Source organism: Mediterraneibacter butyricigenes (assembly GCF_003574295.1).
In the GTDB taxonomy this organism is placed as follows: domain Bacteria; phylum Bacillota; class Clostridia; order Lachnospirales; family Lachnospiraceae; genus Mediterraneibacter_A; species Mediterraneibacter_A butyricigenes.
The window spans coordinates 2,352,840-2,377,427 of record NZ_BHGK01000001.1; the positions used below are offsets into that span (position 1 = coordinate 2,352,840).

Sequence of the window (24,588 nt, forward strand, 5' to 3'; positions counted from 1 at the left end):
GAAAGAATGGATCAGGCATTTGAAAAAAGAAAAAAAGTGATTTATGACTTTATCTGTGATGATTTTTATGTGCCGATGAAAGCAAAAGAAATTGCAGCGGTTCTTCAGGTATCGAAAGAAGACCGGGAAGCATTGCGCCTGGTTCTGGAGGCACTGGTAGAAGAAGGGAAGATCACGCTTTCCAAACGGGGAAAATATTCCAAAGGAAAGCCGCGTGTGCTTACCGGAACGTTTCAGGCAAATGCCAGAGGTTTTGGCTTTGTGTTACCGGATGCGGAAGGGGAAGAGGATCTTTTTATTCCGGAAGAGTGTAAGAACGGAGCTTTTCAGGGAGATCAGGTGGAAGTTCTGGTAACCGGATATAAAGAAGGCGGCCGCAGAGAAGGAAAGATTCTGCAGATTTTATCTCATGGGATCGTGCATGTGGTAGGCCTGTATCAGAAAAGCAAGGGCTTTGGCTTTGTGTTACCGGATGATGCGCATGTGGAACAGGATATTTTTGTGGCAGAAGCTGATTCAAAAGGCGCAAATGACGGCGATAAAGTCGTGGTAGAACTGACCAGCTATGGAGATGGCGCAGACGAAAAGCAGAAGAAAAATGGCAGAGTAAGGCGTCCGAAACGACCGGAAGGAAAGGTTGTGGAGATTCTCGGAAAAGCAGGAGAGCCAGGGGTGGATATCCTTTCGATTATTAAGGCGTATGATCTTCCTCTTGATTTTCCGGAGAAAGTAAAAAATCAGGCGGAGAGAGTACCGGATGCTATCAGTGAAGCAGATATGGCAGGCAGACTGGATTTAAGAATGCTGCAGATGGTAACCATTGATGGAGAAGACGCAAAGGATCTGGATGATGCGGTGTCTCTGGAAATGGACGGAGAAAATTATAAATTAGGTGTGCACATTGCGGATGTGGCAAATTATGTGCAGGAGAACAGTGCGTTGGATCGGGAAGCGTTGAAGCGCGGAACCAGTGTCTATCTGGTGGATCGGGTGATTCCCATGCTTCCAACCCGGTTGTCCAATGGAATCTGCTCTCTGAATGCGAAAGAAGACCGTCTGGCACTAAGTTGTCTGATGACGGTGAACCCGAAGGGCGAAGTGATCGATCATCAAATCGCAGAGACAGTGATCTGTGTCAATGAACGAATGACTTATACCAGTGTGGCGAAGATTCTGGAAGAAAAAGATCCGGAAGAATGTCAAAAATACGAGACACTTGTTCCGATGTTTGAGCAGATGGCAAAGCTTTCTGCAATTCTGAGAGAAAGCAGGAAAAAGCGGGGGTCCATCGATTTTGATTTTCCGGAGACAAAGGTGATTCTGGATGAGAACGGGAAACCGGTAGAATTGAAAGCGTATGACCGGAATGTGGCTACAAAGCTGATCGAGGACTTTATGCTTCTGGCAAATGAGACGGTGGCGGAAGAATATTTCTGGCGGGAGGTACCCTTTGTCTATCGAAATCACGAGGCACCGGATGAAGAAAAGATCAAAAGCTTAAGCACATTTATTAATAATTTCGGATTCCACATTCATGTGGGAAATCAGGAAGTGAAACCAAAAGAAGTGCAGAAACTTCTGGCAAAGATCGAAGATACCCCACAGGAGGCCATGATCTGTCGTCTGGCACTGAGGTCTATGAAACGGGCGGGATATACCCCGGAAAATCTGGGGCATTTTGGCCTGGCAGCAAAATATTATACGCATTTTACTTCTCCGATCCGTCGGTATCCGGATCTTCAGATCCACCGGATCATCAAAGATGTTCTGCGAGGACGGATGAAGGAAGAAAAAGCTGCGCATTATGAGGCAATCCTTCCGGAAGTGACCAAACATGCCAGTGAAACGGAACGCCGGGCAGACGAGGCAGAGCGGGAAACGATCAAACTGAAAAAGACCGAATATATGCAGCAGCATCTGGGAGAAGTGTACGAAGGTGTGATCTCCGGCGTGACCAGGTGGGGCACATATGTGGAACTGCCTAACACAGTGGAAGGTCTGGTACACGTGTCTAACATGATGGATGACCATTATGAATATGTGGAAGACTCTTACGAAATGGTGGGAGAACATACCGGGAAGACTTACAGACTGGGCCAACCGGTGAAGATTAAAGTCTTGTCAGTGGACAAACTGTCTCGAACCATAGATTTTACGTTTTTTGAAGAAAGCGAGGAATGATCATGGCAACAAAAGGAAAAAATCCGGGAAAACTGATCGCAAACAATAAAAAAGCGTATCATGATTATTTTATTTTAGAGCAATATGAAGCAGGAATCGTTCTGCACGGAACGGAAGTAAAGTCTTTGCGGCAGGGTTTCTGCAGTATCAAAGAAGCCTTTGTCCGGATCGAGGATGGAGAAATGTTTATCTATGGAATGCACATCGCTCCATATGAGAAGGGCAATATCTTTAACAAAGATCCGTTAAGAGTCAGAAAGCTTTTGCTCCACAAGAAGGAGATCAACAAGATCCTTGGGAAAATAAAGGAGCAGGGAATTACGCTGGTTCCGCTGAAAGTTTACTTTAAAGACAGCCTGGTGAAGGTGGAAGTAGGACTTGCCAAAGGTAAGAAGCTGTATGATAAGCGGGATGATATCGCGAAGAAAGATCAGAAGAGAGAGGCACAGAGAGAATTTAAGATCCGGAATCTGTAATGAATACCTCGAACAAATGGCAAAGACATAAAAGATATCCGGATCTGAAAGGTGAGAAACGACAAGAACGCATGCAGCAATCGCTGCATGCGTTCTTCGTTTGGGGCATCTATATTTAGGGTTAACGTCGGCTAAATTATGAATCATTCAGAGGAATATCGTATTTTACAGATATCCACGTTTTTCCAGGGTGTTCAGGATGTTTCTTCCCTCGAAAGTACCTTCGATGATACGACGGGCTCTTACGCTGTCACCGATATTGACGATTTCAACGGCATCGTTGTCTTCGTAAGCATCTTTGATATCCTGAAGAACCGGAACTTCTGCCTTCATTCCAAGACATACGAATCCGTAGTCAAATGGAAGAACTTCTTCTTCATCGTTTGCTTTTACCAGGAAGGAGTCCTCGCGTACTTCCTGAAGTGCGGTGTTCGGCATCTGACGAACGCCATATTTATCCATTAAAGTAAAGGTTCCGACTTTGGAAACCGGATCGATTCCGTTACCGATGATCGGCATCATCTCTACGATGCTGACTTCTGCACCCTTTGGAGCGAAGAATTCTACAACGTCCAGACCTACGGCACCACCACCGATAACGACAACTTTCTTACCGGTCAGATCTTCCGGATAGTCGTTGATGTGGTTGATCATGTTCAGGATAGAGGATACTTTTCCGCCTTCCTTGTCAATGTGGTCATGCAGTCCCTTGATCGGCGGGAGCAGTGGCATGGAACCGGTTGCATTGACGATGATATTCGGTTTCAGTGTCTTGATCAGGTCTACGGTTGCTTCGGTTCCGGTAAAGATGAACAGGTTCTGGAGTTTCTCCGCACGATGGATCATGTAGTTCGGGAAGTCCGCCAGACGTTTCTTGTCCGGAATCTTGGAAATCTCAGCAGCCAGACCGCCTAAGTGATCTTTCTTCTCGATCAGGAAGGTAGTACATCCGACTTCAGCGGCTGTACAGGCAGCTTCCAGACCGGCAGTTCCACCACCGACAACGACAACGTTGCAAGGTTTGTTGATGTGCTGTTTCTTATAAGTATCTCCGTTCGGAACAGCCGGGTTTACGGTACAACGGATCGGATGGTTGATTCCGATACGGTTTCCGGCACAACCGATGTTACAGGAAATACATTTACGGATATCACAGATATCACCGAATTCTACTTTGTTGACCCAGTCAGGATCTGCGATCAGTCCACGCCCCATTCCGATGATGTCGGCATCACCTCTTGCCAGAATATCTTCTGCAACATGAGGATCACGGATATTACCCATTGTGACACAGAGTTTTCCGTATTTCTCTTTTACGGCTTTTGCCATGTAAGAACGCCATCCGTCCGGATGATAGTTGGCATCGATCTGGTTCTGGAGGGAACCGTTGAGGGCTGCGGATACATCGAAGACATCGACTTCTTCCTGGAAATATTTCAGATAATCCAGAGTATCATCCAGAGTATTTCCGCCTTCCATAAATTCATCGGCACTGATGCGGACGAAGATCGGGAAGAACGGTCCAACCTGTTTGCGGACTTCTTCGATGATCATTTTTGCGAAACGTGCACGGTTTTCCGGAGATCCGCCGAATTCATCGGTTCTCTTGTTGGTCAGCGGAGAAAGGAACTGGCTGATCAGGTAAGAATGTCCTGCGTGGATCTCCACACAGTCAAATCCTGCGATCTGAGCTCTCTTTGCTGCTTCTCCGTATTTCTTTACAATATGAAGAATCTCATCTTTTTCTAACGGGCGAGGAATCTCACCGCCTGCTTTGGATGGAACATCGGAAGCAGATACCGGCTGCATGTTGATACGTGCAGACTGTGCGGATGCACCTGCGTGATTGATCTGGATACCGATACAGGCTCCGTGCTGATGTACAGTCTCTGTCAGCTTGAACAGACGCGGAATGTAATTATCCTGGTCGATACGAAGCTGTGTGGTTCCGTTGGATCCCTGCGGGGAATCTACGCTGGCATTTTCTACCATAATAAGACCGGTACCGCCCTTTGCTCTCAGTTCATAATAATTAATATGGAGAAAACTCATTTCTCCGCTCTGCTCACCATAGTTGGTTCCCATTGGTGTCATCATAATACGGTTCTTCATTGTCATGCGACGAATCGTCAGCGGTTCGAAAATGTGTCTGTACTCGCTCTTCATTAGAAATAATCCTCCTACATTTGATTATCAGTTTGATCGTGATAAATGGTTTTGAAAAATGTGTTTCTTTTTTACAATAGGAAGCGAACCGTGTTGGTTATTGGTGATTGGTATGTGTGGAATGCTTCCTATGGGAGTGAGGTTGTTTTATAGTCTGATGTATATGATGCTTCTGTAGATAAAGATCTTTTTCATCCGGCATCATGTATTTGATATAAGATTAACGACTTGACTATGGTTGCATTATAGGAAAAGAAAGATAGTTTATCAAATGCATATTTTCGGCGAAAACTATAGATAAAAACTATAAATTGTGATATTTTATAAATATCACTGAAAAAAGTACGTCGAAAAAGAAGCAAAAGAAGGAGGAGCGGGCGTTGAATCTGAATCAGTTGCAGTATTTTCTGACTTTGTCAAAATTAGAACATTATACCCAGGCGGCGAAGGAACTGAAGATCACTCAGCCAAGTCTGAGCCATGCCATGAGCGCATTGGAGGAGGAACTGGGAACCAGGTTATTTGAAAAAAGGGGTCGTAATGTAGTATTGACCAAATACGGAAAAGTATTTCAGGAATATGTAGAAGATGCGCTGCACACGCTGGATACCGGAGTGCGAAAGACGAAAGCGATGACCGGACAGACTACCGGAGTGATCGATCTGGCTTATATCTATACGCTTGGAAGCCGGTTTGTGCCGCAGTTGGTAGGAGATTTCTTAAGGAGCAATGAAGAACTGAAGGCGCAGTTTCATTTTACGGTGGGGAACACATCCAAGATTCTGGAAGGGCTGAAAGAAGAAAAATATGATCTGGCCTTCTGTTCCCGAATGGAGCAGGAGACGGAGATCCACTTCACACCGGTGGCACAGGAAAAACTGGTGGTTGTAACACCAAAAGGGCACCCGCTTTCGGAAAAACGAATGGTGGAGATTTCGGAAGCTGTCAAATATCCGCAGGTCTATTTTACGCGGGACAGCGGGCTTCGGCCGGTCATCGACAAGTTGTTTGCAAAGTCAGGGCTTCAGCCGAAGATCGCATATGAAATAGAAGAAGACGGAGCCATGGCGGGACTGGTGGAACAGAATTTCGGAATTGCGATCATGCCGGATATTCCGTTGCTCGGACAGTTGCAGGTGGAAGTGCTGAATTTCCTGAATCCGGGCGAACCGCGGTATATTTATATGGCACAGTTGGAAGGAAAATATCAGCCACCTATGGTAGAAAAATTTACCCGGTTTGTGCAGAGAAACCGGACATTGTAAGAGGAAAGACACAGAGTAATACAGGAGGATTACGGACTGCAAACGTTGAGAAAATCAGGGATTATGCAAGGAATCATGTAAAAGAAGAAGGAAGCCTAGAGTTGGCTTCCTTCTTTACGTATAAAACGGATGAAATTTTTGGCGGACGGGATCAGATACCGGTCTTTCATATAAGCAAGATAGACGGTGTGCTGGATGGGAGATCCCTCCAGATGCAGAATCTCCACGTTCCTGTCATGGACGGCTTCCACGTCTGCTACCAGGGCAATTCCGAAGTCCTCTGCCACCAGGGCTGAAATGGCGTTTTCATCGGGGCATTCATGACGGATTGTCGCGGAAAGTCCGTAGGATTCGTAGCAGCGTCTGGTGAACCGTCCCAGTCCGGAATGGCGGTCGTAGCCGATCATGGGATAAGGCAGCATATCTTGAAGAGACAGAGAAGTGCGGCCGGTTAAAGGATGATCGGGCGGTGTGATCACCACCATTTCCTGATGGATCAGGGGAGTAAACTGGATATCCGGTTCATTTTCTACATAGGAACAAAAGGCGATATCGTACTTCTCCTTTTTTAATCCTTCAATGATCTCCGAAGTGTGGAGCTGATGGAAATTAAAATTCACATGCTGGTTCTTCTCCTGGCTTAAAAATCGGCGGACCATATGGGGAATGTAATGACTGGCAAGAGGAAATACATAGGCAATATCGATGTCGCCTTCGTCTCCGGCAAGCTGTCGCATATGGTTTTCGGCAGTCTGAACTTCGCTCATGATCCGGTCTACATGTTCCAGGAAAATCCGGCCGTACTTGGTCAGATGTATATTTCGACCATTCCGTTCAAATAATATAATGCCCAGTTCTTCTTCCAGCGTGCTGATAGAACGGCTCAGGCTTGGCTGGGAAATATTTAAGGCGGTGGCAGCCTGCCGGAAATGCTGGAGCTTTGCGGTGGTCTGAAAATAGAGCAATTGATTTAATGTCATAGGAAACTGTCCTCCTTTGATAAGAAAATGACAACGGGCAATAAAAGGAAGTGGCTTTTGGTATATTTTATCATAAATGATACTTAAAAGCTATCAAAAAAGAATAAAAGATATATTAGAACTATCACGAGGGTTGTACTATAATGGTGGTAGTGAGGTTGTTTAATAATTAACGAACAAAAAACATCATTTATTTAAAAGGAGAAAAAACAATGGCAGAGAGAATTACAGGACACACAGAATTAATCGGACTTATGGCTTATCCAATTCGTCACTCAAGTTCACCGGCAATGCATAATGAAGCATTTGCTTATCTGGGACTGGATTATGCTTATCTTGCATTTGAAGTAGATAACGATACACTGGAAGACGCAGTAAAAGGTCTGCGTGCATTAAAGATGGTAGGATCCAACGTATCTATGCCGAACAAGACCGTGGTACATAAATATCTGGATGAACTCTCTCCGGCAGCAGAACTTTGCGGAGCAGTTAACACGATCGTAAACGATAACGGAAAACTGATCGGACACATTACAGATGGTATCGGATATATGAAAGCACTGAAAGATAACGATATCGATGTCATTGGAAAGAAGATGACTATCGTCGGAGCAGGCGGAGCCGCAACAGCAATTGAAGTACAGGCTGCTTTGGATGGTGTGGCAGAAATGTCTATCTTTAATGTAAGAGATAAATTTTGGGCAAATGCAGAAGAGACCGTTAAGAAGATCAACGAAAGAACAAACTGTAAAGTTACCTTATATGATCTGGCAGATCTTGACAAACTGAAAGAAGAGATCGCTGATTCTTATCTTTTTGCAAATGCAACAGGAATGGGAATGAAACCGCTGGAAGGACAGACCTACATTCCGGACAAATCCTTCTTCCGCCCGGACCTGATCGTAACAGACGTTGTATATGCTCCACGTGAGACTGCAATGCTGAAGATGGCAAAAGAAGTCGGATGCAAGACCATGAATGGACTTGGAATGATGCTGTTCCAGGGAGCTGCCGCATTTGAAATGTGGACCGGGAAAGAAATGCCGATCGAGCATATGAAAGAAGTTCTGGATATTAAATACTAATTATAGAACGAAGATGAAAGGAAAAGAATAGAATGAATAAAAAATATTTGCCAAGCGCGTTGATCCTTTATTTAAACTACTTTGTTCATGGAATCGGATGCTCCATCCTGGGACAGGCAGTCGTAAAAGAAATGCTGGCTGAGCAGTGGGGAACCGGTGATGTAATGGGTGTAACTGCAATCGCTGCTGCACTGGGACTGGGAAGACTGATCTCCCTTCCGTTTGCCGGACCGCTGTCCGATAAACTTGGCAGACGAATTTCCGTATTGATTGGATGTGCTTCTTATGTTATTTTCTTTGTAGGGATTGCATTTTCCCCGAGTGTGGGCGTCGCTTATATCGCTGCGATCATGGGTGGTATTGCAAATTCTTTCTTAGATACCGCAACTTATCCGGCAGTAGCAGAGATCATCTATAAATATACCGGAGTTGCAACCATGGGAATCAAATTCTTTATTTCCATCGCACAGCTTTTGATGCCGTTCTTCCTGGGTATCTGTGCCGGAACATCTATGTCTTATCTGATGCTTCCGCTGGTAGGTGGAATTGTAATTGCTGTTCTCGGAATCCTGGCAATCTTTGCTCCGTTCCCGATCGTAGAGGGAACCGGAAAATCTGAGTCCCTGATCAGCAACCTGAAAAATGCACACTTCTCTCTGGAGAGTGTGGCTCTGATCCTGATCGGATTTACCAGCACAGCAACCTTCCAACTCTGGCTGAACTGTGCACAGACCTTCGGAAAAGAAATCGCAGGCATTTCTGCAGAAAAAGTATCCGTGATGCAGACTTACTATTCCGCAGGAACCATGGTAGCGCTGGTTGTGACCAGCCTTCTGATCACAAAGTTCAAACAGGTACGTTTCCTGGTGATCTATCCGGCAATCTCTGTTGTAATGCTGATTCTGGTTTACCTGATTAAGACACCGGCGATCTGTTTCGTAGGTGCATTCGTGATCGGATATGCGGCAGCAGGTGGTGTGCTTCAGATGGCAACAGCCGTTGTCAATGATCTGTTCCCGAGAATCAAAGGAACCATTACCAGTCTGGTCATGATCGCATCCAGCCTGTGTAACTATACGATCCTGACAGCAGCTTCCAAAATGACAGCAACAAATGTTATCGTAATGAATATCGTGATCACTGTGATCGGTGTGTTGTTGGCGGTGTTTGTAAATGTTCGCTATGGAGTCCTTCTGAAAAACTCAGAGGCTTCCGCAAAATAAATAATCTGGTGCCGGGAAACTTTTGCAGAGAAATGTTTTGAGGAGCATTTCTCTGCAGAAGATGGATTACAGAATATTTGTTATCATGCAACAATAGTTGATAGAAATGTTTGAAAATAAAAAAGGAGAAAGATATGCAGACCGTAAAAGTCAGAAATATTGAAATCGGTGCAGGAATCCCGAAAATCTGTGTTCCGATCGTAGGTGTGACAAGAGAAGATATTTTAGAAGCAGCAAAAGCCATTACTTCTACCAAAGCAGATGTGGTAGAGTGGCGTGTAGACTGGTATGAGGATATCTTTGATTTTGCAAAGACAGAAGAGACCATGAAAGCACTCCGTGAAGTACTGGGAGAGACTCCGATCCTGTTTACTTTCCGTACATCCAAAGAGGGTGGAGAAAAAGAAATTGAGACAGATGTCTATGTGGAACTGAACCAGAAGGCTGCAAAGACCGGTCTGGTAGATCTGGTCGATGTGGAAGCATTTACCGGAGATGATGCAGTAAAAGCAGTGGTAGAGACTGCGCACGCAAACGGCGTGAAAGTCATCGCCTCCAACCATGATTTCCACAAGACTCCTGCAAAAGAGGAAATCGTATCCCGCCTGAGAAAAATGCAGGAATTAGGCGCAGATATTCCGAAGATCGCAGTTATGCCGCAGAATAAGAAGGATGTACTGACCCTTCTTGGTGCAACTGAAGAAATGGCATCCGAATATGCAGATCGTCCGATCATCACCATGTCTATGGCAGGAACCGGAGTGATCAGCCGCCTTTGCGGAGAAGTATTCGGATCTGCACTGACCTTTGGTGCAGTCGGAAAAGTGTCCGCACCGGGACAGATGGGAATCGAAGATCTGACAACGGTACTTGGACTTCTTCACAAGAGTCTGTAATTGAAAAGATTGGAATTTATAAGCAGAAAAAAGCAGGCATTTCGAGGGAACCACCTGTTTGGAATGTTCCTCGGAGTGCCTGCTTTAGAAATCTCAGAGAGTGTAGTATAATTTTACCTGTTGAAAGTCAAAATTTTAACGATTGGAAAGGGTGATGAAGTGAAGAAAATATTAAACTGGTTGAATGAAAATCTGGAAGAGGTTCTGATGGTCATTGCCCTGATTGCGATGACACTGATCATGGGGATTCAGGTGTTTTCCCGATATGTATTGGGAATGTCTTTATCCTGGTCAGAAGAACTGACAAGATATATCTTTATCTGGTCCGGATTCTTAAGTGTCAGTTATTGTACCAAAAAATGTGTTTCTATCAAGATTGAACAGTTCGTAGCCATGTTTCCGAGAAGAGGGAAAGCGGCATTTAAAGTGGTCAACCATACCTTTGAACTGATCTTGTTTTTATATCTGATCCCATTTGCGTGGAAATTTTTTATGTCTGCGGTCGTAAGCGGACAGACCAGTCCGGCTCTGAACCTGCCGATGTATTATGTGCAGGTTGCACCACTTTTTTCATTTGTGCTGGTGGCATTCCGGATTGCGCAGAGATGGTGGATTGAGCTGATGGTAGTACTGAAAAAGGAAAAGAAAGGAAATGTGTGATGTCGGCAGTTGTAGTATTTATTTTGTTTGTGATCTGTCTGATGATTGCGATTCCGGTGTCGATCTCACTGGGAATTGCATCGGTTCTTCCGGGCGCATTCGATCCTTCCTTTACCGCCAGTGCGACCTATGTAATCCGATCCATGTTTGGAGGACTGGACAGCTTTCCGTTGCTTGCGGTTCCGATGTTCGTGTTGTCGGGAATCATTATGGCGCGTGGCGGAATCTCGAAAAAATTATTCGATGTGTTTGCATACTTTATGGGAAACCGTACGGCTGGAATGCCCTGTGCGGTGATCGTGACCTGCCTGTTTTACGGAGCAATTTCCGGTTCCGGTCCGGCGACGGTGGCAGCAGTGGGAAGTATGACGATCCCGATTCTCGCAGATTTGGGATATGACCGGAAATTTGCAACGGCAGTGGTGGCAGTGGCCGGTGGACTCGGAGTGATTATTCCACCGAGTATCCCGTTTATCATGTATGGAATGGCATCCGGTGCTTCCGTCAGTGACCTGTTTCTGGCGGGAATTATTCCGGGACTTCTGATCGGTGGACTGCTGATGATCTATGCGGTTTATTACTGCAAAAAGAATGGAGAAGATAAAGAACGGATCCGGGAAGTCGTGGGAGAACTTCATAAAAAAGGCTTCCTTGCCGTATTAAAAGAAAGTTTTCTGGCATTGTTGAGTCCGGTGATCATTTTGGGGTGTATTTACACCGGAGTGGCATCGCCAACAGAGGCAGCGGTTATCTCTGTGTTCTATGCGTTGATCATCAGCCTGTTTGCATATCGTACGATTCATTTGAAGGATATCTGGGCGATTCTGGTGGAGTCGATTCGGACTTATGCACCGATCATGTTTATTCTGGCGGCTTCCGTTGCATTTTCCAGAGTATTGACTCTGATGCAGGTTCCGCAGGCAATCAGTGCATGGATTCTCGGAAACTTTACCAATAAGATTATTCTGTTGCTGGTGATAAATCTGTTCCTGCTTCTGGTGGGTATGGTGATGGATACCACACCGGCCATCCTGATTCTGACACCGATCCTGCTTCCGATTGTGACACAGATCGGAATGAATCCGATTCATTTCGGAATTATGATGGTGGTGAATCTGGCAGTTGGATTTGTAACACCGCCAATTGGCGTCAATCTGTTTGTGGCAAGTTCTCTGACAGATATTCCGGTGATGGATCTGGCGAAACACGCTATGCCGATGATTTTGTATTTCCTGTTGGCTCTGCTTTTGATTACATTTGTGCCACAGGTCAGTCTGGCGTTGTTATAGGAGGATGTGGAGCATGACGATAAAAAAATGGAAAAGAACCATTACCGGTTTGCTTTTAACAGCAGGAATGCTTCTGTCTGTGACAGGCTGTGCAGCGACGGGAAATACGACAGGAAATGGCAGTGGCGACAGTAATGGCAGTGAGGAGGCTTCTCAGGAAGAGCAGCGCTATGCATGGCCACTGGCAACTGCGAGCCCGGAGGATACCGTAACTCAGATCTATGCAGAGAAATTTGCAGAAGAAGTGGATCGCCTGAGTGATGGAAAGATGAAGATCCAGGTTTATCCGAACAGCGTGCTGGGCGGGGATCGGGAACTTCTGGAGAGCTGTTATGACGGAGATATCCCGTTTGTGGTACAGAATACAGCTCCACAGGTCAACTTCATCCCGGAAACGGCAGTTTTCGATGCACCCTGCGCTTTTGAGACATTGACAGAGGTGCGTCAGACCGTAGATGATCCGGAATTTCTGGATTTGATGAAAGCGGCTTATGAAAAAGCAGGTTATGAACTGCTGGGATATTCTGACCAGGGATTTCGTGTGATGTCTACCAATAAAAAAGTGGAAACGATTGATGATTTCAAAGGTCAGAAAATCCGTACCATGGAAAATTCCTACCATATGGATTTCTGGAAAGCCCTGAAAGCCAATCCGACCCCGATGAGTTTCAGTGAAGTGTATATCGGATTACAGCAGAGTACCATTGATGCACAGGAAAATCCGTATGAGGTCATTGTTTCCAACCGGCTGTATGAGCAGCAGGACTATGTGGTGGAAACCAATCATCTGCCGCATCTGCTGTCGCTGATCGTCAGTGAAGAGTTCTATCAGAGCCTGACAAAAGAGCAGCAGGAGATTTTACAGGAAGCCAGTGAACTGGCAAAAGAATATTCCAGAGAAGCTTCCGATGCGCGGATTTCCGAGAGAATTTCGGTGATCGAAGGAAGCGGAACTCAGATCGTTTCGTTGTCTGAGGATGTCAGAAAAGAAATGGTGGAGCGTTCCCAGAGTGTGTATGACGAGATTCGGGAGAATGTGGATTCCAGGATCGTGGAGAAATATCTGGGAAATGTGGGAGAATAAGAAAGGAGCGGTTGATCCGCTCCTTTTTGGTTGGGAGAAAGGCTCCACTTCTTGTCTGATTTTTACTTATACGACGCTGCTTTCCGGAAGAAGAACAGTCCCAGCAGGAACATAATGGAAAGGCTTCCGACACCGGCGTTGACTTTTCCGGTAACCTGGCTGACGATGGAAACGAGGAAGGTTCCGAAGAATGCGGCGCCTTTACCGCAGATATCCAGAATTCCGAAGTATTCTCCGGATTTTTCTGCAGGAATGATCTTGGCAAAATAGGAACGGGACAAGGCCTGGATCGTACCCTGAAACATGCCAACCAGGACTGCGAGGATCCAGAATTTGGCCTGGGAATCCAGTCCGATGGCATAGAGTGCGATACAGAAGTAAGCTCCGATACAAATGCTGATCAGGGTTGCCGGATTGTATTTGGCAGAAATCCTTCCGAACAGGAGTGCACATGGAAAGGCAACGATCTGGGTCAGCAGCAATGCCAGAAGCAGTCCGGTACTGTCGAGCCCGAGTGCCTGTCCGTAAGCGGTTGCCATATCAATGATGGTGTATACACCGTCGATATAGAAGAAAAAGGCGATGAGGAAGAACAGTACCTGTTTTTCCTGGCCGATTTCACGGAAGGTATGACCGAGACGGCGGAAACTGTCGCTGACCACATGTCCGCCTGCGGATTCTGCATAATATTTCTGCTTATAGTTTTTCAGCATAGGCAGGGAGGACAAGAGCCACCATGCCGCGGTGATGATAAAAGCAATCATCATGGCTGTGGGAGTGGAAATTCCGAGAGATCCGGCTCCCAGTACCACACCGAGACAGGCAACGAACGGAATACAGCTTCCGATATATCCCCAGGCATATCCACTGGAAGAAACGGTATCCATCCGGTCTTCGGTGGTGATGTCGGTCAGCATGGCATCGTAGAAGATCAGGCTGGTGGAATATCCGGTTTTGGTGATGATATAGAGGACTAAAAACAGGATCCAGGAAGAAGTGAATCCCAGGCTGACGCATCCAACCACACCGACTGCCAGAACAGCGATGAACAGTTTTTTCTTATAGTTTTGCGCGTCCGCCAGACTTCCGAGGGTAGGACCTAAAAGGGCGACAATCAGAGTGGAAATGGAAGCGGCATAGCCCCAGAATGCCAGATAGTCTACGGAAGAAACGCCGGCGCTTTCTGCCAGATAGTTAAAGTAAATCGGGAGAATGGTGGCGGTCAGCATGGTGAAAGCGGAATTACCCACATCATATAAGACCCATTTTTTCTCCATAGAAGTTAATTTAATGTTCATAAGATTAGAACCCTTTCTTTTGCTGGTGTTTCACAGCGAGATGATGTTATAGTGAGGTCATTTTACAGGGAAGCAGGCAGGCTTAAAGCAGCAGTTCTTCCCAGTGTTTTCCGGCGCTGAAATTCAGATCAAAGCGATCAGAGAGCGGGGTGTCTTTAAAGAGGGCACTCTGGTACTGGTTGATCAGGCTGACCGCAACCGGGATTGCTTCGGCGTAAAGCTTTTGGAGCAGTTCGCAGTAGTCCTGACAGTCCGGATTACTGTCCTTTGTCATAACCATACCGCGGATCTCTGTCTGCCTGGAAATTTTGATCAGGGTGTAGAGAACTTTGCGCATTCGGTCAGACTTCGGATGAAGAAGCTTCAGATCCATGGACATGCCCTTTAATGCCTTGCAGACATGGGCAGGAGTTGCATCTTCAAAAAACTGAGAGATCGCCATACCGTTTCGGATAGATGGAACGATCAGTTTGTAAGTCGGATAAGTGACCGGATCCAGTCCGTCTTCTGCCATGAAGATTCGATCCAGTTCGGTTTCGATTTCCGAATGTAAGACGTCTCTTTCATGGATCATTTTTTCAATGTAAGGATGGCAGACGCTGTCCAGAGCAAAATGACAGATAAAACCATAAAGATAGACCCTGCCGGCTGTCTTCATCGGCGCGTTCTTTAACACTTCCTTTCCATACAGGAAAAATTTGGAAGCCGGTTCTTCATGCATTCGATAGCCGATCTGATTGACCTTATTCTTGTGCATGGCACGGTAATAGAAGAAAATATCCGGACCGTGAAGGCCGATGTCGAACAATTCCCGGTATTCATTTATAGAATTACGAAGGGGAAGAGACAGGCAGGACAGCACGTCTTTTCCGAATCGATAGTGCGTATACGTTGTTGGCATAGTGAAAACCTCTTTTCTACTGTTCAGTCAGAACAGTTCTTTCTATTCATTATTACAGACAAATGTAAAATGTGCCAGAGATTTCTGTAAAATTTATTAGGTTTCTGTTGAGAGAGTTCCTGAGGTGCTTATTTTTTCCCGGATTCTGCATTGTTTTTTATGAATACAATGGAGGGTGTGCATAGACAGGGAAAAAGAGAGAGCGTATAATGAAAAACTGTATGCATGAGGCAGTACAAGGAGGAAAGACTAGAATTATGAAGTATTTGCATCAGTTTTTATTGATTTTGGCGATCTCATTTATGGGAGAGTTGTTAAAAGAAGTGTTACCGTTCCCGGTTCCGGCCAGTATTTACGGAATGGTAATTTTATTTATCGGATTATTAAGTGGCCTGATTCCGCTTGGTGCGGTCAAAGAAGCTGGAATGTTCCTGATCGAGATTATGCCGGCTATGTTTATCCCGGCAGGAGTTGGTCTGATGGCAGCATGGGGAACCTTAAAACCGATGCTGTTGCCGGTCAGTGTGATTACGGTGATGGCTGTTTTTACCGTAATGGGAGCTACCGGAAGAGTGTCGCAGTGGGTCATCGGGAAAAAGCAGAAACAGGGAGGTTCAGAAGATGAATGATCTGTTTGAAAGTTCCATGTTTGCAGGCGTGACCATCAGTCTTCTGGCTTATCTCACCGGGACGGTGTTGAAGAAGAAACTGAAGCTTCCGATTTTTAATCCGTTGCTGGTATCCATTATCCTGACGATGATCGTGCTGGTAGTGGCGGATGTAGATTATGACGTATATAATAAGGGAGCTTCTTATTTAAGCTGGCTTCTGACACCGGCGACGGTCTGTCTGGCAATTCCGCTTTATGAGCAGTGGAATCTGCTGAAAAAATATTATCAGGCGGTGATCCTTGGGATTGTGGCGGGAGCTCTGACCAGTCTGACGACGGTTTTTGTGCTGGCAAAACTGATGGGGCTGGATCATAAAGAATATGTGACTCTTTTGCCGAAATCGATCACAACGGCAATTGGTATGGGAGTGTCAGAAGAACTGGGAGGATATGTGACCATTACGGTGGCAGTGATCGTTGTGACAGGAGTGTTTGGAAATATTTTCGGAGAGTTGATCTGTAAAATTTTCAAGATCACCCATCCGATTTCGAAAGGTCTGGCCTTTGGTTCTTCCAGCCACGCCATCGGTACGGCAAAAGCGATTGAACTGGGAGAAGTGGAAGGCGCGATGAGTGGACTGGCCATAGCGGTGACTGGGATTATGACGGTGATCCTGGCAACGGCCTACGCAAATCTGATCTGAGGATAATGTAAATAAAACGCAGGACAAAGCAGAAGCATATAGGGAAAAGGAGGCAGAACATGGAGGAGCAGTTTATTTATATGGCGAAAGAATCTGTGGTAAAGGGACAGGTCAAAATCGGTCAGGGAACCAGTATCTGGTATCATGCAACGGTTCGTGGGGACAAGGCTCCGATTGAGATTGGAGAATACACCAATGTTCAGGATAATGCGGTTCTTCATGTGGATGCCGAAAATCCGGTTGTGATCGGGGACTATGTGACGATCGGACATGGTGCCATTATACACGGCTGTACCATTGGGGATGAATCTCTGATCGGGATGGGGGCGGTCATTCTCAATGGAGCAAAGATCGGAAAACATTGCGTGGTAGGAGCGGGGGCTTTGATCACACAGAATATGGAAGTGCCGGACGGAAGCCTGATCTTTGGAAACCCAGGGAAAATTCGAAGAGTTCTGACAGAAGAAGAAAAAGCATACAATCGGAAAAATGCGATGGGGTATGTAAAGGAAGCAAAAGAAGAACTTGAAAAAGTGGAACGAAAAGAAGAAATGTGAAAATAACCGGGAAGATATATGCGATGAGAACAATAAAAGTAAAGGCAGACAACGATGGAATATAAGATAAAGATCCTGTATTCTTCCAGAAAGACGCTGGCACTGGAAATAAAAGATCCGGGCGATCTGCTGGTTCGGGCACCGAAGGGGCTGCCCAGGCAGAAGATCCTTGATTTTGTGGCGGAAAAGGAAAACTGGATCCAGAAGCACATGAAACGGATGGAAGAAAGAAAAAAGGAACAGGAAATATTTGCACAGGTTTCCGGGGAAGAACTTCAGATGCTGACAACGGCGGCAAAACGTGAAATTCTGGGAATCGTGGAGCGGTATGCGAAGATTATGGGCGTGGATTACGGACGGATTACAATCCGACATCAGAAAACCCGCTGGGGGAGTTGCAGCAGCAAGGGCAATCTGAATTTTAACTGTTATCTGATGCTGGCACCGCAGGAAGTGCTGGAATATGTGGTGGTGCATGAACTGGCGCATCGAAGAGAAATGAATCACTCCAAAGCATTCTGGAAGATTGTGGAGCAGTACAAACCTAATTACAAGTGGTCAAAACGCTGGCTGAAAGAAGAAGGAGTGAAGCTGTTGGCATAAAATGACAGATCATACTTTACAGAGTTTATCCTATCTGTCGGAATTGTCAGATTTATCGGATTTGAAAAGGAAATTGACAGAAAGAATATCTTCCTTTATAATACGGTTCAAACGAGGACGTTTTCAGAAATGAAAGCGTCCTTTTTAACATATTAGTTATACTTATAAAAATGGGTTAAAAAATGTTATCAGCAAATATATCTTATTTTGGTTCAGCTTGTGCTATTATCATTAACGAAAGTAATTTCGCAGAAAAAACAACTCAATAACGTAAAAAATACTTCATGGTACATTGCAGGACGGGAAAACTGGTTGCCGCAGATGCGGACAATGTATCATTTTTCTATACGCGAAGCATATTTTTCGTAGTTTTCAGAAAGGAATGGATGAGAGATGAGAGAACCGATTCTTGAGATGAAAGGAATTACCAAAACATTCGGAAGTGTAACGGCCAACGAAAATGTAGATCTCACACTCTATCCGGGGGAGATTCATGCGCTCCTTGGAGAAAACGGCGCGGGAAAGAGTACTTTAATGAACGTGCTGAATGGGATTTACAGACCAAATAGCGGAGAAATATTACATAAAGGGAAAAAGGTGACGATCCGGTCGCCGAAACATGCAGTTGATATGGGAATTGGAATGGTGCATCAGCATTTTCGTTTGATTCCCACATTGACGGCGGCAGAAAATGTATTTTTATATATGCCAAAATGCAATCTGGTTCTGAAAAAGAAGGAGATGGAGGAACAGATCAGAAAGTGGTCCGAGGAATTTCATTTGGAAGTGGAACCGTCTGCACTGATCTGGCAGTTGTCGGTGGGCGAGCAACAGCGAGTGGAGATTGTAAAGCTGTTGTCCAGAGGAGCCGAGATCCTGATCCTGGATGAGCCGTCGGCAGTTTTGACGGCACAGGAAGCAAAGGAAATGTTCCGGGTGCTGCGCAGTATGGCAGACAGCGGCAAGAGTGTGGTCGTGATCTCCCACAAAATGAATGAGGTGATGGAATTTGCAGACCGAATCACCGTCTTAAAAGGCGGGAAGGTCGAAGATACGATGGTGGCAGCAGACGCTACGGTGGAACGATTGACCAGAGCCGTAGTCGGAGAGCGGGAACTGAAACCTCACAAGAATGAAGGGGGAAGCCGTCAGGAGAATGTGGTTCTGGATGTGAAAGACCTGTCGGTGAAAAACGACCGGGAGCTTATGGCGGTGAAGAACTTGAGTATTCAGATCCATGCCGGAGAGATTTTCGGAATTGCCGGTGTGGCAGGAAACGGTCAGAAAGAGCTGGCTGAAGCAATCGCAGGGCTCAGAAAGGCAGAGACGGGAGCGATTGTCCTGAATGGAGAAGATGTGACCGGTCAGAATGCAAAAGCGAGAATTAAGAAACGGATTGGATTTATTCCGGAAGACCGGCTGAGTATGGGACTGGTTCCGGGAATGACCATGGAAGAGAACCGGATCTTAAAAGAATTTGATACAGATCGTTTCAGCAAACACCACATTTTGAAGAGAAAAGTGATCAAAGAAACGGTTCAGGATGAGATCTCCAGATATGAGATCAAGACAGCCGGGGAGAAAAGTCCGGTATCTCTGATGTCCGGTGGAAATCAGCAGAAACTTTTGGTTGCCCGTGAAATCGGGGGTGATCCTACACTTCTGATTGCAGTGTATCCGTCCAGGGGACTGGATATCGGAGCTGCAGAAGCGATTCATGAAATTTTGCTGGAACAGTGTAAAAAAGGAGTGGCAGTGCTTCTGGTTTCAGAAGAGCTGGATGAATTGTTCCAGATGGCTGACAGGATCGGAGTTCTGTGTTCCGGGGAACTGATGGCAACGTTAGAGAAAAAAGAAGCAGATTATGACACGATTGGAAGGCTGATGTCGGGGGAACGCTATGAGAAATAAAATACGTTTGGAAAAAAGAGAAAATGTCAGCACACTTCGGGTGGTATTGACTTCTGTGGTATTTACATTACTGGCATTTGTATTTTGTGGATTTATCATTGCAGCGGTTGGATTCAGTCCGCTGGAAGTTTATGGAAAAATGTTGAATAAAGTCTTCCTTTCCTCCAAAGGAATCCGGAAGATGATCAATGCAAGCCTGCCCCTTCTGTTTTGCGGACTGGGTGTGGCACTGACGTTCAAAATGAATCTGAATAATATCGGAGCCGAAGGACAGTATGCAATGGGAGCTATTTTCGGAGGAGCTTTTGTCCTGTACGGACCGGAAATCGGCGGACCGGTGGGACGGTTGATTCTGGCACTCTGCTGTTTCATGGGCGGAGCAGTCTGGGCATTGTTGTGTGCGGTGCCAAAGGCATACTGGAACGTCAATGAAAGTATTACCAGCCTGATGCTCAATTATGTGGCGCTGATCATTCTTGGGTATCTGGTTCTCGGTCCCTGGAAAATGAAGGGACAGAATGTGGGACAGACGGAACGGATTCCGATCGGTCTGGAGATCCCGGAACTGGGAAGTTCTCAGATCAGTGCAGGAATCCTGTTGGGAATCCTGGTGGCAGTGCTGATCTTTCTTGCCTATAAATATACCACGGACGGATATCAGCTTTCTGTGATCCGAAGCAGTCAGAATTCTGCCAGATATGCCGGAATCAATATCAAACGCAATATTTTGCTGGCGCTGGTAATCAGTGGCGGGCTGGCAGGACTGGCAGGTTATGTACAGTATGCCGGTGTATCCCACAGAATCATGGAGCAGATGCCGAATAATGCCGGTTATACCGGAATCGTGATTGCTTACTTAAGCCGGTTGAATCCGTTGGTGATCGTGATCGTGTCGGTTTTGTTTGCCGGATTGCAGAACAGCAGTGCTACGGTACAGGTCATGGGAGTTCCGACACAGATCGCAACCATGATCCAGGGCGCGGTTATGATTTTTGTGATTGCGGGAGATTTCTTCCAGAGATATAAGATTGTGATCAATCGGGAGGTGAAAGCATGATGTCTTTAATCATATCCCTTTGTTCAGGGGCAATCGTTTATGCAGTGTCGGTAATGTATGCAGGAATCGGGGAAACCTTTTCCGAGCGTGCCGGAATTATGAACCTGGGAGTGGAAGGTGTGATGTTGATGGGAGCTGTCAGCGGATATATTACAGCCGTTCACACCCACAACCTGGCACTTTCGTTCCTGGTCGTTTTGTTGACCGGAGCCATTTTCGGACTGGTCTTTGCGTTCCTGACTGTAACCTTACAGTCTGACCAGACGGTCTGTGGAATGGCGATGCTGATCTTCGGAACCGGATTGAGTGGATTCCTGGGGAAAGATGTATCCGGAGTGGCAGCCAATCTGAAATTTGAAAAGTTTGCATTTCCGCTGCTTTCCAAAATCCCGGTTCTTGGTGATATTTTCTTTAAACAGAATTTACTGACTTATGCAATGTACCTGATCGTTCCGTTATCTATGTTCTACATTTACCGGACACGATTTGGATTGAAATTACGGGCGCTGGGAGAAAATCCGGCAGCTCTGGATGCGGCGGGAGAAAATGTATTTGCCATGCGTTATGGCTATACGATCTTCGGCTGTATGATGATGGCCGTAAGCGGAGCCTGTGTCTCCCTTGCGAATACCAATTTCTGGAACAGCGGTATGACAGCCGGAAAGGGATGGATTGCATTTGCTTTGGTTGCATTTTCATCCTGGAATCCACTGATGCTGATGTGGGGAGCATTACTCTTTGGGTTTATCAGTTGTCTGGGCAGTAATCTTCAGATTTATCTGCCGTCCGTTCCGACGGAAGTATACAGTATGCTTCCATATATTGCGACAGTGATAGTATTTATCCTGTCCACCGGTAACTTCAGAAAGAAACATACGGCAGAGCCGGCAGCTCTGGCAAAACCGTACGACAGAGAGAGTCGTTAAGAAAAGGAGGAGAACATGAAAAAGAAACTGGCAAGTATTTTATTGGTAACAACGTTGACAATCAGTCTTCTGGCCGGATGTGGCGGAAGTAAATCTTCCTCAGACAGCAAGTCTTCCGGAAGCGGAGAAACCAAAGATGTCTCAGAACTTGTGATCGGTGAGATTGAGTATTCTGTTGTAAATGACGGAGGCTGGGCACAGTCCATGCACGAAGGACTGGTAAAGGCATGTAATGATCTTGGAATTGATACCGAGACAAACCTTCTGACCATGGAAGATATTTCCGAAGAAGATACAGCACTTTTGGAATCTACTGTAGAGGAACTGGTGGATGAAGGTGCAGACATTATCTTTGGATGTTCCGCAGGTTATTCCGCAATCCTGGCAGAACTTCAGCAGGAATATCCGGATGTGATCTTTGCACAGCAGAGCAATGATGTGTATGACAATATCATCGAATTCCAGATCCGTGGATACGAGGGTGATTTCCTGAACGGTTATCTGTGTGCACTGATGAACGAAGGATCCGATCAGCTTGGATTCTGTGCAAGTATGGATGAAGCATCTGTTCGTACCGCAATCAACTCTTTCGCTCTGGGCGCAAAATATGCAAACCCGAACGCAACGGTACAGGTTCTGTGGGCAGATAGTTGGTATGATCTGGACATCGAATCTCAGAATGCAAAAACTCTGATCGACAATGGAATCAAATACATGGGAATGGAAGCATCTTCCCCGGCAGTACCGCAGACCTGTGAAGAACATGGTGCATATTGCGTAGGATACAATGTAGATATGCAGGAGTCTGCACCAAAGGCTGTTCTGACCTCCTTCGTATGGAACTGGGCACCGATCTTCGAAGATATTATGCAGAAGACAGCAGACGGAACCATCGACATTTCCGCAAACTACTATGAAGGTGGAGAGTGTGCGGCTCTGGCTCCGTTCAATCAGGATCTGGTACCACAGGATATTCAGGATAAGGTCAATGAACTCCGTGACAAGATCAACAACGGCGAAGTAAAAGTATATGCCGGAGAACTGAAAGACGACCAGGGAAATGTACTGGTGAAAGACGGAGAAGAAATGGCAGATGAAGACATCCTTGCTCAGGACTTCTTTGTAGAAAATGTAATCGGCGGAAAGAAATAAAACGTTCGAATAAAAAGACAGTCATTCATTTTAATATTGTTGCCATATAGTGAAGCAACCCCCGCGGGGACCTTTTCGGAACCTGCGGGGGTTGTGTTTTCTTACCTGAAATGTGTTATCAAAAAATATGATACACATAAAGCTTCTAAAATAGCCAAATTTCTACTAAAATGCCAGAATCATAACAGATAACAAAAATGCGGAGAAGCCTTATTTACAGGCATTCCCCGCATTTATGCATTTTTCGCACTTTTTACAAAAAGTGGACCTGGCGGGAATCGAACCCGCGTCCAGAAACCTATCCCATGTACTTCTACTATCATAGTCAGTTCTTTTTCATTCCCTCTGCTCTACGAGAACTAACACCCTTAGAGGTTTGGTAGCTTCATAATACGCCTACCGACTCAAAGCTTTGCCGGTATCGTTTCTCACAAAGTCGATGCCAGATTCTTAAAGTGTGAGTGCTCTAAGGCTGACAAGCAGCAACTAGGCTGCTAACGCGTAATTATCTTCTGCGTTTAATTTTAAAGTTGCGATTTGACGTATCGCCTGCGGATAGCTTCTCCATCTTCAAAATCCCTGTCGAAACCAGTACAAGCCCTGGTTAGATACATTCATTATTCTATCTGGTATAGAACAAAAAGTCAAGAGGAAAAAAACAAGGAAAAATCCTGCAAAAATCGTCAGTAAATCACCGATTTTCCATAAAAACATGCTATACTCAAAACAGATGTTTTTTACGTAATCGTACAGACGGAGGTTGAAGACAGAGCATGAACGAATTTGTAACATTAGAAAATGTGACGAAGACATATCGAATGGGCGAAGTTGAGATCCATGCAGTGGATGGAATCAGCTTTCATATAGAAAAAGGAGAGTTTGTGGTGATCGTTGGGCCCAGCGGAGCGGGCAAGACGACGGTTTTGAATATTTTGGGAGGAATGGACTTTGCGACATCGGGAACCATGACTGTGGACGGGGAGAGGATCACAGAATATTCCGAGAAGCAGTTGACGAAATATCGCAGAGAGGATATCGGATTTGTTTTTCAGTTTTATAATCTTGTGCCGAATCTGACAGCTCTGGAAAATGTAGAATTGGCGCTTCAGATTTGCCAGAATCCGCGAGATGCGGCGGAAGTTCTGGAAGAAGTGGGACTGGGTGAACGAAAGGATAACTTCCCGGCACAGCTTTCCGGCGGAGAACAGCAGAGAGTATCCATAGCCAGAGCACTGGCAAAGAATCCGAAGCTGATGCTATGTGACGAGCCGACGGGAGCTTTGGATTATAATACAGGAAAAGCCATCCTGAAATTGTTGCAGGACACCTGCCGACAGCAGGGAATGACAGTGATCGTGATCACGCACAACTCGGCTCTGGCGCCGATGGCGGATCGTCTGATCAGGATCAAGAATGGAAAAGTGGCAAGCATGGAGCTGAATGAGCATCCGATACCCGTGGAAGAGATTGAGTGGTAGGAAATATGTAGCGTAACATGAGTGACCAAATACAGGAAAAGAGCAACTGAGAGTGCAGGGATTAGTGATAACGGGATAGCAAGTGG

General features: G+C 45.7%; 22 protein-coding genes and 1 other RNA gene. 18 read left to right on the plus strand and 5 right to left on the minus strand.

Translation table 11 applies throughout. From position 1 onward, the window contains the following. Window positions 1-6: 6 nt before the first annotated feature. Entirely contained in the window at window positions 7-2,181 is a 2,175-nt protein-coding gene (gene rnr, locus KGMB01110_RS11600) for a ribonuclease R (RefSeq protein WP_117603310.1), read from the plus strand. A 2-nt stretch (window positions 2,182-2,183) separates the two neighbouring features. Then, complete coding sequence (gene smpB, locus KGMB01110_RS11605) at window positions 2,184-2,657, plus strand: SsrA-binding protein SmpB (protein ID WP_119299207.1); 474 nt, start codon at window positions 2,184-2,186, stop codon at window positions 2,655-2,657. Between the two features lie 165 nt (window positions 2,658-2,822). On the opposite strand, the gene KGMB01110_RS11610 is transcribed toward smpB, so the two are convergent. After that, window positions 2,823-4,823 carry an oxidoreductase gene (locus KGMB01110_RS11610; protein ID WP_119298460.1) on the minus strand — a complete coding sequence of 667 codons (2,001 nt, stop codon included), beginning with the start codon at window positions 4,821-4,823 and terminating at the stop codon, window positions 2,823-2,825. A 380-nt stretch (window positions 4,824-5,203) separates the two neighbouring features. Here KGMB01110_RS11610 and KGMB01110_RS11615 point away from each other — a divergent pair, with 380 nt between their 5' ends. After that, complete coding sequence (locus KGMB01110_RS11615) at window positions 5,204-6,088, plus strand: LysR family transcriptional regulator (protein WP_117603312.1); 885 nt, start codon at window positions 5,204-5,206, stop codon at window positions 6,086-6,088. 95 nt (window positions 6,089-6,183) lie between these two features. Here KGMB01110_RS11615 and KGMB01110_RS11620 read toward each other — a convergent pair whose 3' ends face one another. Further along, window positions 6,184-7,068: a LysR family transcriptional regulator gene (locus KGMB01110_RS11620; protein ID WP_117888027.1), complete on the minus strand. Its 885-nt coding sequence runs from the start codon at window positions 7,066-7,068 to the stop codon at window positions 6,184-6,186. Between the two features lie 212 nt (window positions 7,069-7,280). Here KGMB01110_RS11620 and KGMB01110_RS11625 point away from each other — a divergent pair, with 212 nt between their 5' ends. From KGMB01110_RS11625 to KGMB01110_RS11650, 6 genes are all read left to right on the plus strand, one after another. Then, window positions 7,281-8,153, plus strand: coding sequence for a shikimate dehydrogenase (locus KGMB01110_RS11625; protein WP_117603314.1), 873 nt, complete (start codon window positions 7,281-7,283; stop codon window positions 8,151-8,153). Window positions 8,154-8,185: 32 nt separating this feature from the next. Then, a complete protein-coding gene (locus tag KGMB01110_RS11630) occupies window positions 8,186-9,376 on the plus strand; it encodes an MFS transporter (protein ID WP_117603315.1) in 1,191 nt (396 codons plus the stop codon). Window positions 9,377-9,510: 134 nt separating this feature from the next. Further along, the gene (gene aroD / locus KGMB01110_RS11635) at window positions 9,511-10,272 is read left to right on the plus strand and encodes a type I 3-dehydroquinate dehydratase (protein ID WP_117888028.1); all 762 of its coding nucleotides are present in this window, start codon (window positions 9,511-9,513) and stop codon (window positions 10,270-10,272) included. A gap of 168 nt (window positions 10,273-10,440) precedes the next feature. Continuing rightward, window positions 10,441-10,932, plus strand: a complete 492-nt coding sequence (locus KGMB01110_RS11640) for a TRAP transporter small permease (protein WP_117603472.1) — start codon at window positions 10,441-10,443, stop codon at window positions 10,930-10,932. Then, entirely contained in the window at window positions 10,932-12,221 is a 1,290-nt protein-coding gene (locus tag KGMB01110_RS11645) for a TRAP transporter large permease (protein WP_119298462.1), read from the plus strand. The genes KGMB01110_RS11640 and KGMB01110_RS11645 overlap by 1 nt, the downstream gene beginning before the upstream one ends. Before the next feature lie 13 nt (window positions 12,222-12,234). Continuing rightward, the gene (locus KGMB01110_RS11650) at window positions 12,235-13,305 is read left to right on the plus strand and encodes a TRAP transporter substrate-binding protein (protein WP_170141719.1); all 1,071 of its coding nucleotides are present in this window, start codon (window positions 12,235-12,237) and stop codon (window positions 13,303-13,305) included. Between the two features lie 62 nt (window positions 13,306-13,367). On the opposite strand, the gene KGMB01110_RS11655 is transcribed toward KGMB01110_RS11650, so the two are convergent. Then, window positions 13,368-14,603, minus strand: coding sequence for an MFS transporter (locus KGMB01110_RS11655; RefSeq protein ID WP_119298464.1), 1,236 nt, complete (start codon window positions 14,601-14,603; stop codon window positions 13,368-13,370). Between the two features lie 82 nt (window positions 14,604-14,685). Beyond that, window positions 14,686-15,504, minus strand: a complete 819-nt coding sequence (locus tag KGMB01110_RS11660; RefSeq protein ID WP_119298466.1) for a zinc dependent phospholipase C family protein — start codon at window positions 15,502-15,504, stop codon at window positions 14,686-14,688. 257 nt (window positions 15,505-15,761) lie between these two features. Between KGMB01110_RS11660 and KGMB01110_RS11665 the strand changes: the two genes are divergently transcribed. The 8 genes from KGMB01110_RS11665 (at window position 15,762) to KGMB01110_RS11700 (ending at window position 23,024) form a co-directional block, all read left to right on the plus strand. Beyond that, window positions 15,762-16,133 (plus strand): CidA/LrgA family protein, encoded by a 372-nt coding sequence (locus KGMB01110_RS11665; RefSeq protein WP_119299211.1) that lies wholly within the window; start codon window positions 15,762-15,764, stop codon window positions 16,131-16,133. Beyond that, window positions 16,126-16,818: an LrgB family protein gene (locus tag KGMB01110_RS11670; protein ID WP_119298468.1), complete on the plus strand. Its 693-nt coding sequence runs from the start codon at window positions 16,126-16,128 to the stop codon at window positions 16,816-16,818. The genes KGMB01110_RS11665 and KGMB01110_RS11670 overlap by 8 nt, the downstream gene beginning before the upstream one ends. Before the next feature lie 59 nt (window positions 16,819-16,877). Then, a complete protein-coding gene (locus KGMB01110_RS11675) occupies window positions 16,878-17,375 on the plus strand; it encodes a gamma carbonic anhydrase family protein (protein ID WP_119298470.1) in 498 nt (165 codons plus the stop codon). Window positions 17,376-17,429: 54 nt separating this feature from the next. After that, window positions 17,430-17,978, plus strand: coding sequence for a M48 family metallopeptidase (locus KGMB01110_RS11680; protein WP_119298472.1), 549 nt, complete (start codon window positions 17,430-17,432; stop codon window positions 17,976-17,978). 393 nt (window positions 17,979-18,371) lie between these two features. Continuing rightward, on the plus strand, window positions 18,372-19,889 hold the full coding sequence (locus KGMB01110_RS11685) for an ABC transporter ATP-binding protein (protein WP_117888052.1): 1,518 nt from the start codon (window positions 18,372-18,374) through the stop codon (window positions 19,887-19,889). After that, window positions 19,879-20,946, plus strand: a complete 1,068-nt coding sequence (locus KGMB01110_RS11690) for an ABC transporter permease (protein ID WP_119298474.1) — start codon at window positions 19,879-19,881, stop codon at window positions 20,944-20,946. The genes KGMB01110_RS11685 and KGMB01110_RS11690 overlap by 11 nt, the downstream gene beginning before the upstream one ends. Further along, window positions 20,943-21,872, plus strand: a complete 930-nt coding sequence (locus KGMB01110_RS11695) for an ABC transporter permease (protein WP_117603328.1) — start codon at window positions 20,943-20,945, stop codon at window positions 21,870-21,872. The genes KGMB01110_RS11690 and KGMB01110_RS11695 overlap by 4 nt, the downstream gene beginning before the upstream one ends. A 15-nt stretch (window positions 21,873-21,887) precedes the next feature. Continuing rightward, window positions 21,888-23,024, plus strand: coding sequence for a BMP family ABC transporter substrate-binding protein (locus KGMB01110_RS11700; protein ID WP_117603329.1), 1,137 nt, complete (start codon window positions 21,888-21,890; stop codon window positions 23,022-23,024). A 260-nt stretch (window positions 23,025-23,284) separates the two neighbouring features. On the opposite strand, the gene ssrA is transcribed toward KGMB01110_RS11700, so the two are convergent. After that, window positions 23,285-23,625, minus strand: a transfer-messenger RNA (tmRNA) gene (ssrA, locus tag KGMB01110_RS11705). A 172-nt stretch (window positions 23,626-23,797) separates the two neighbouring features. On the opposite strand from ssrA, the gene KGMB01110_RS11710 reads away from it, so the two are divergent. Continuing rightward, complete coding sequence (locus KGMB01110_RS11710; RefSeq protein WP_117603330.1) at window positions 23,798-24,502, plus strand: ABC transporter ATP-binding protein; 705 nt, start codon at window positions 23,798-23,800, stop codon at window positions 24,500-24,502. Window positions 24,503-24,588 lie beyond the last annotated feature (86 nt).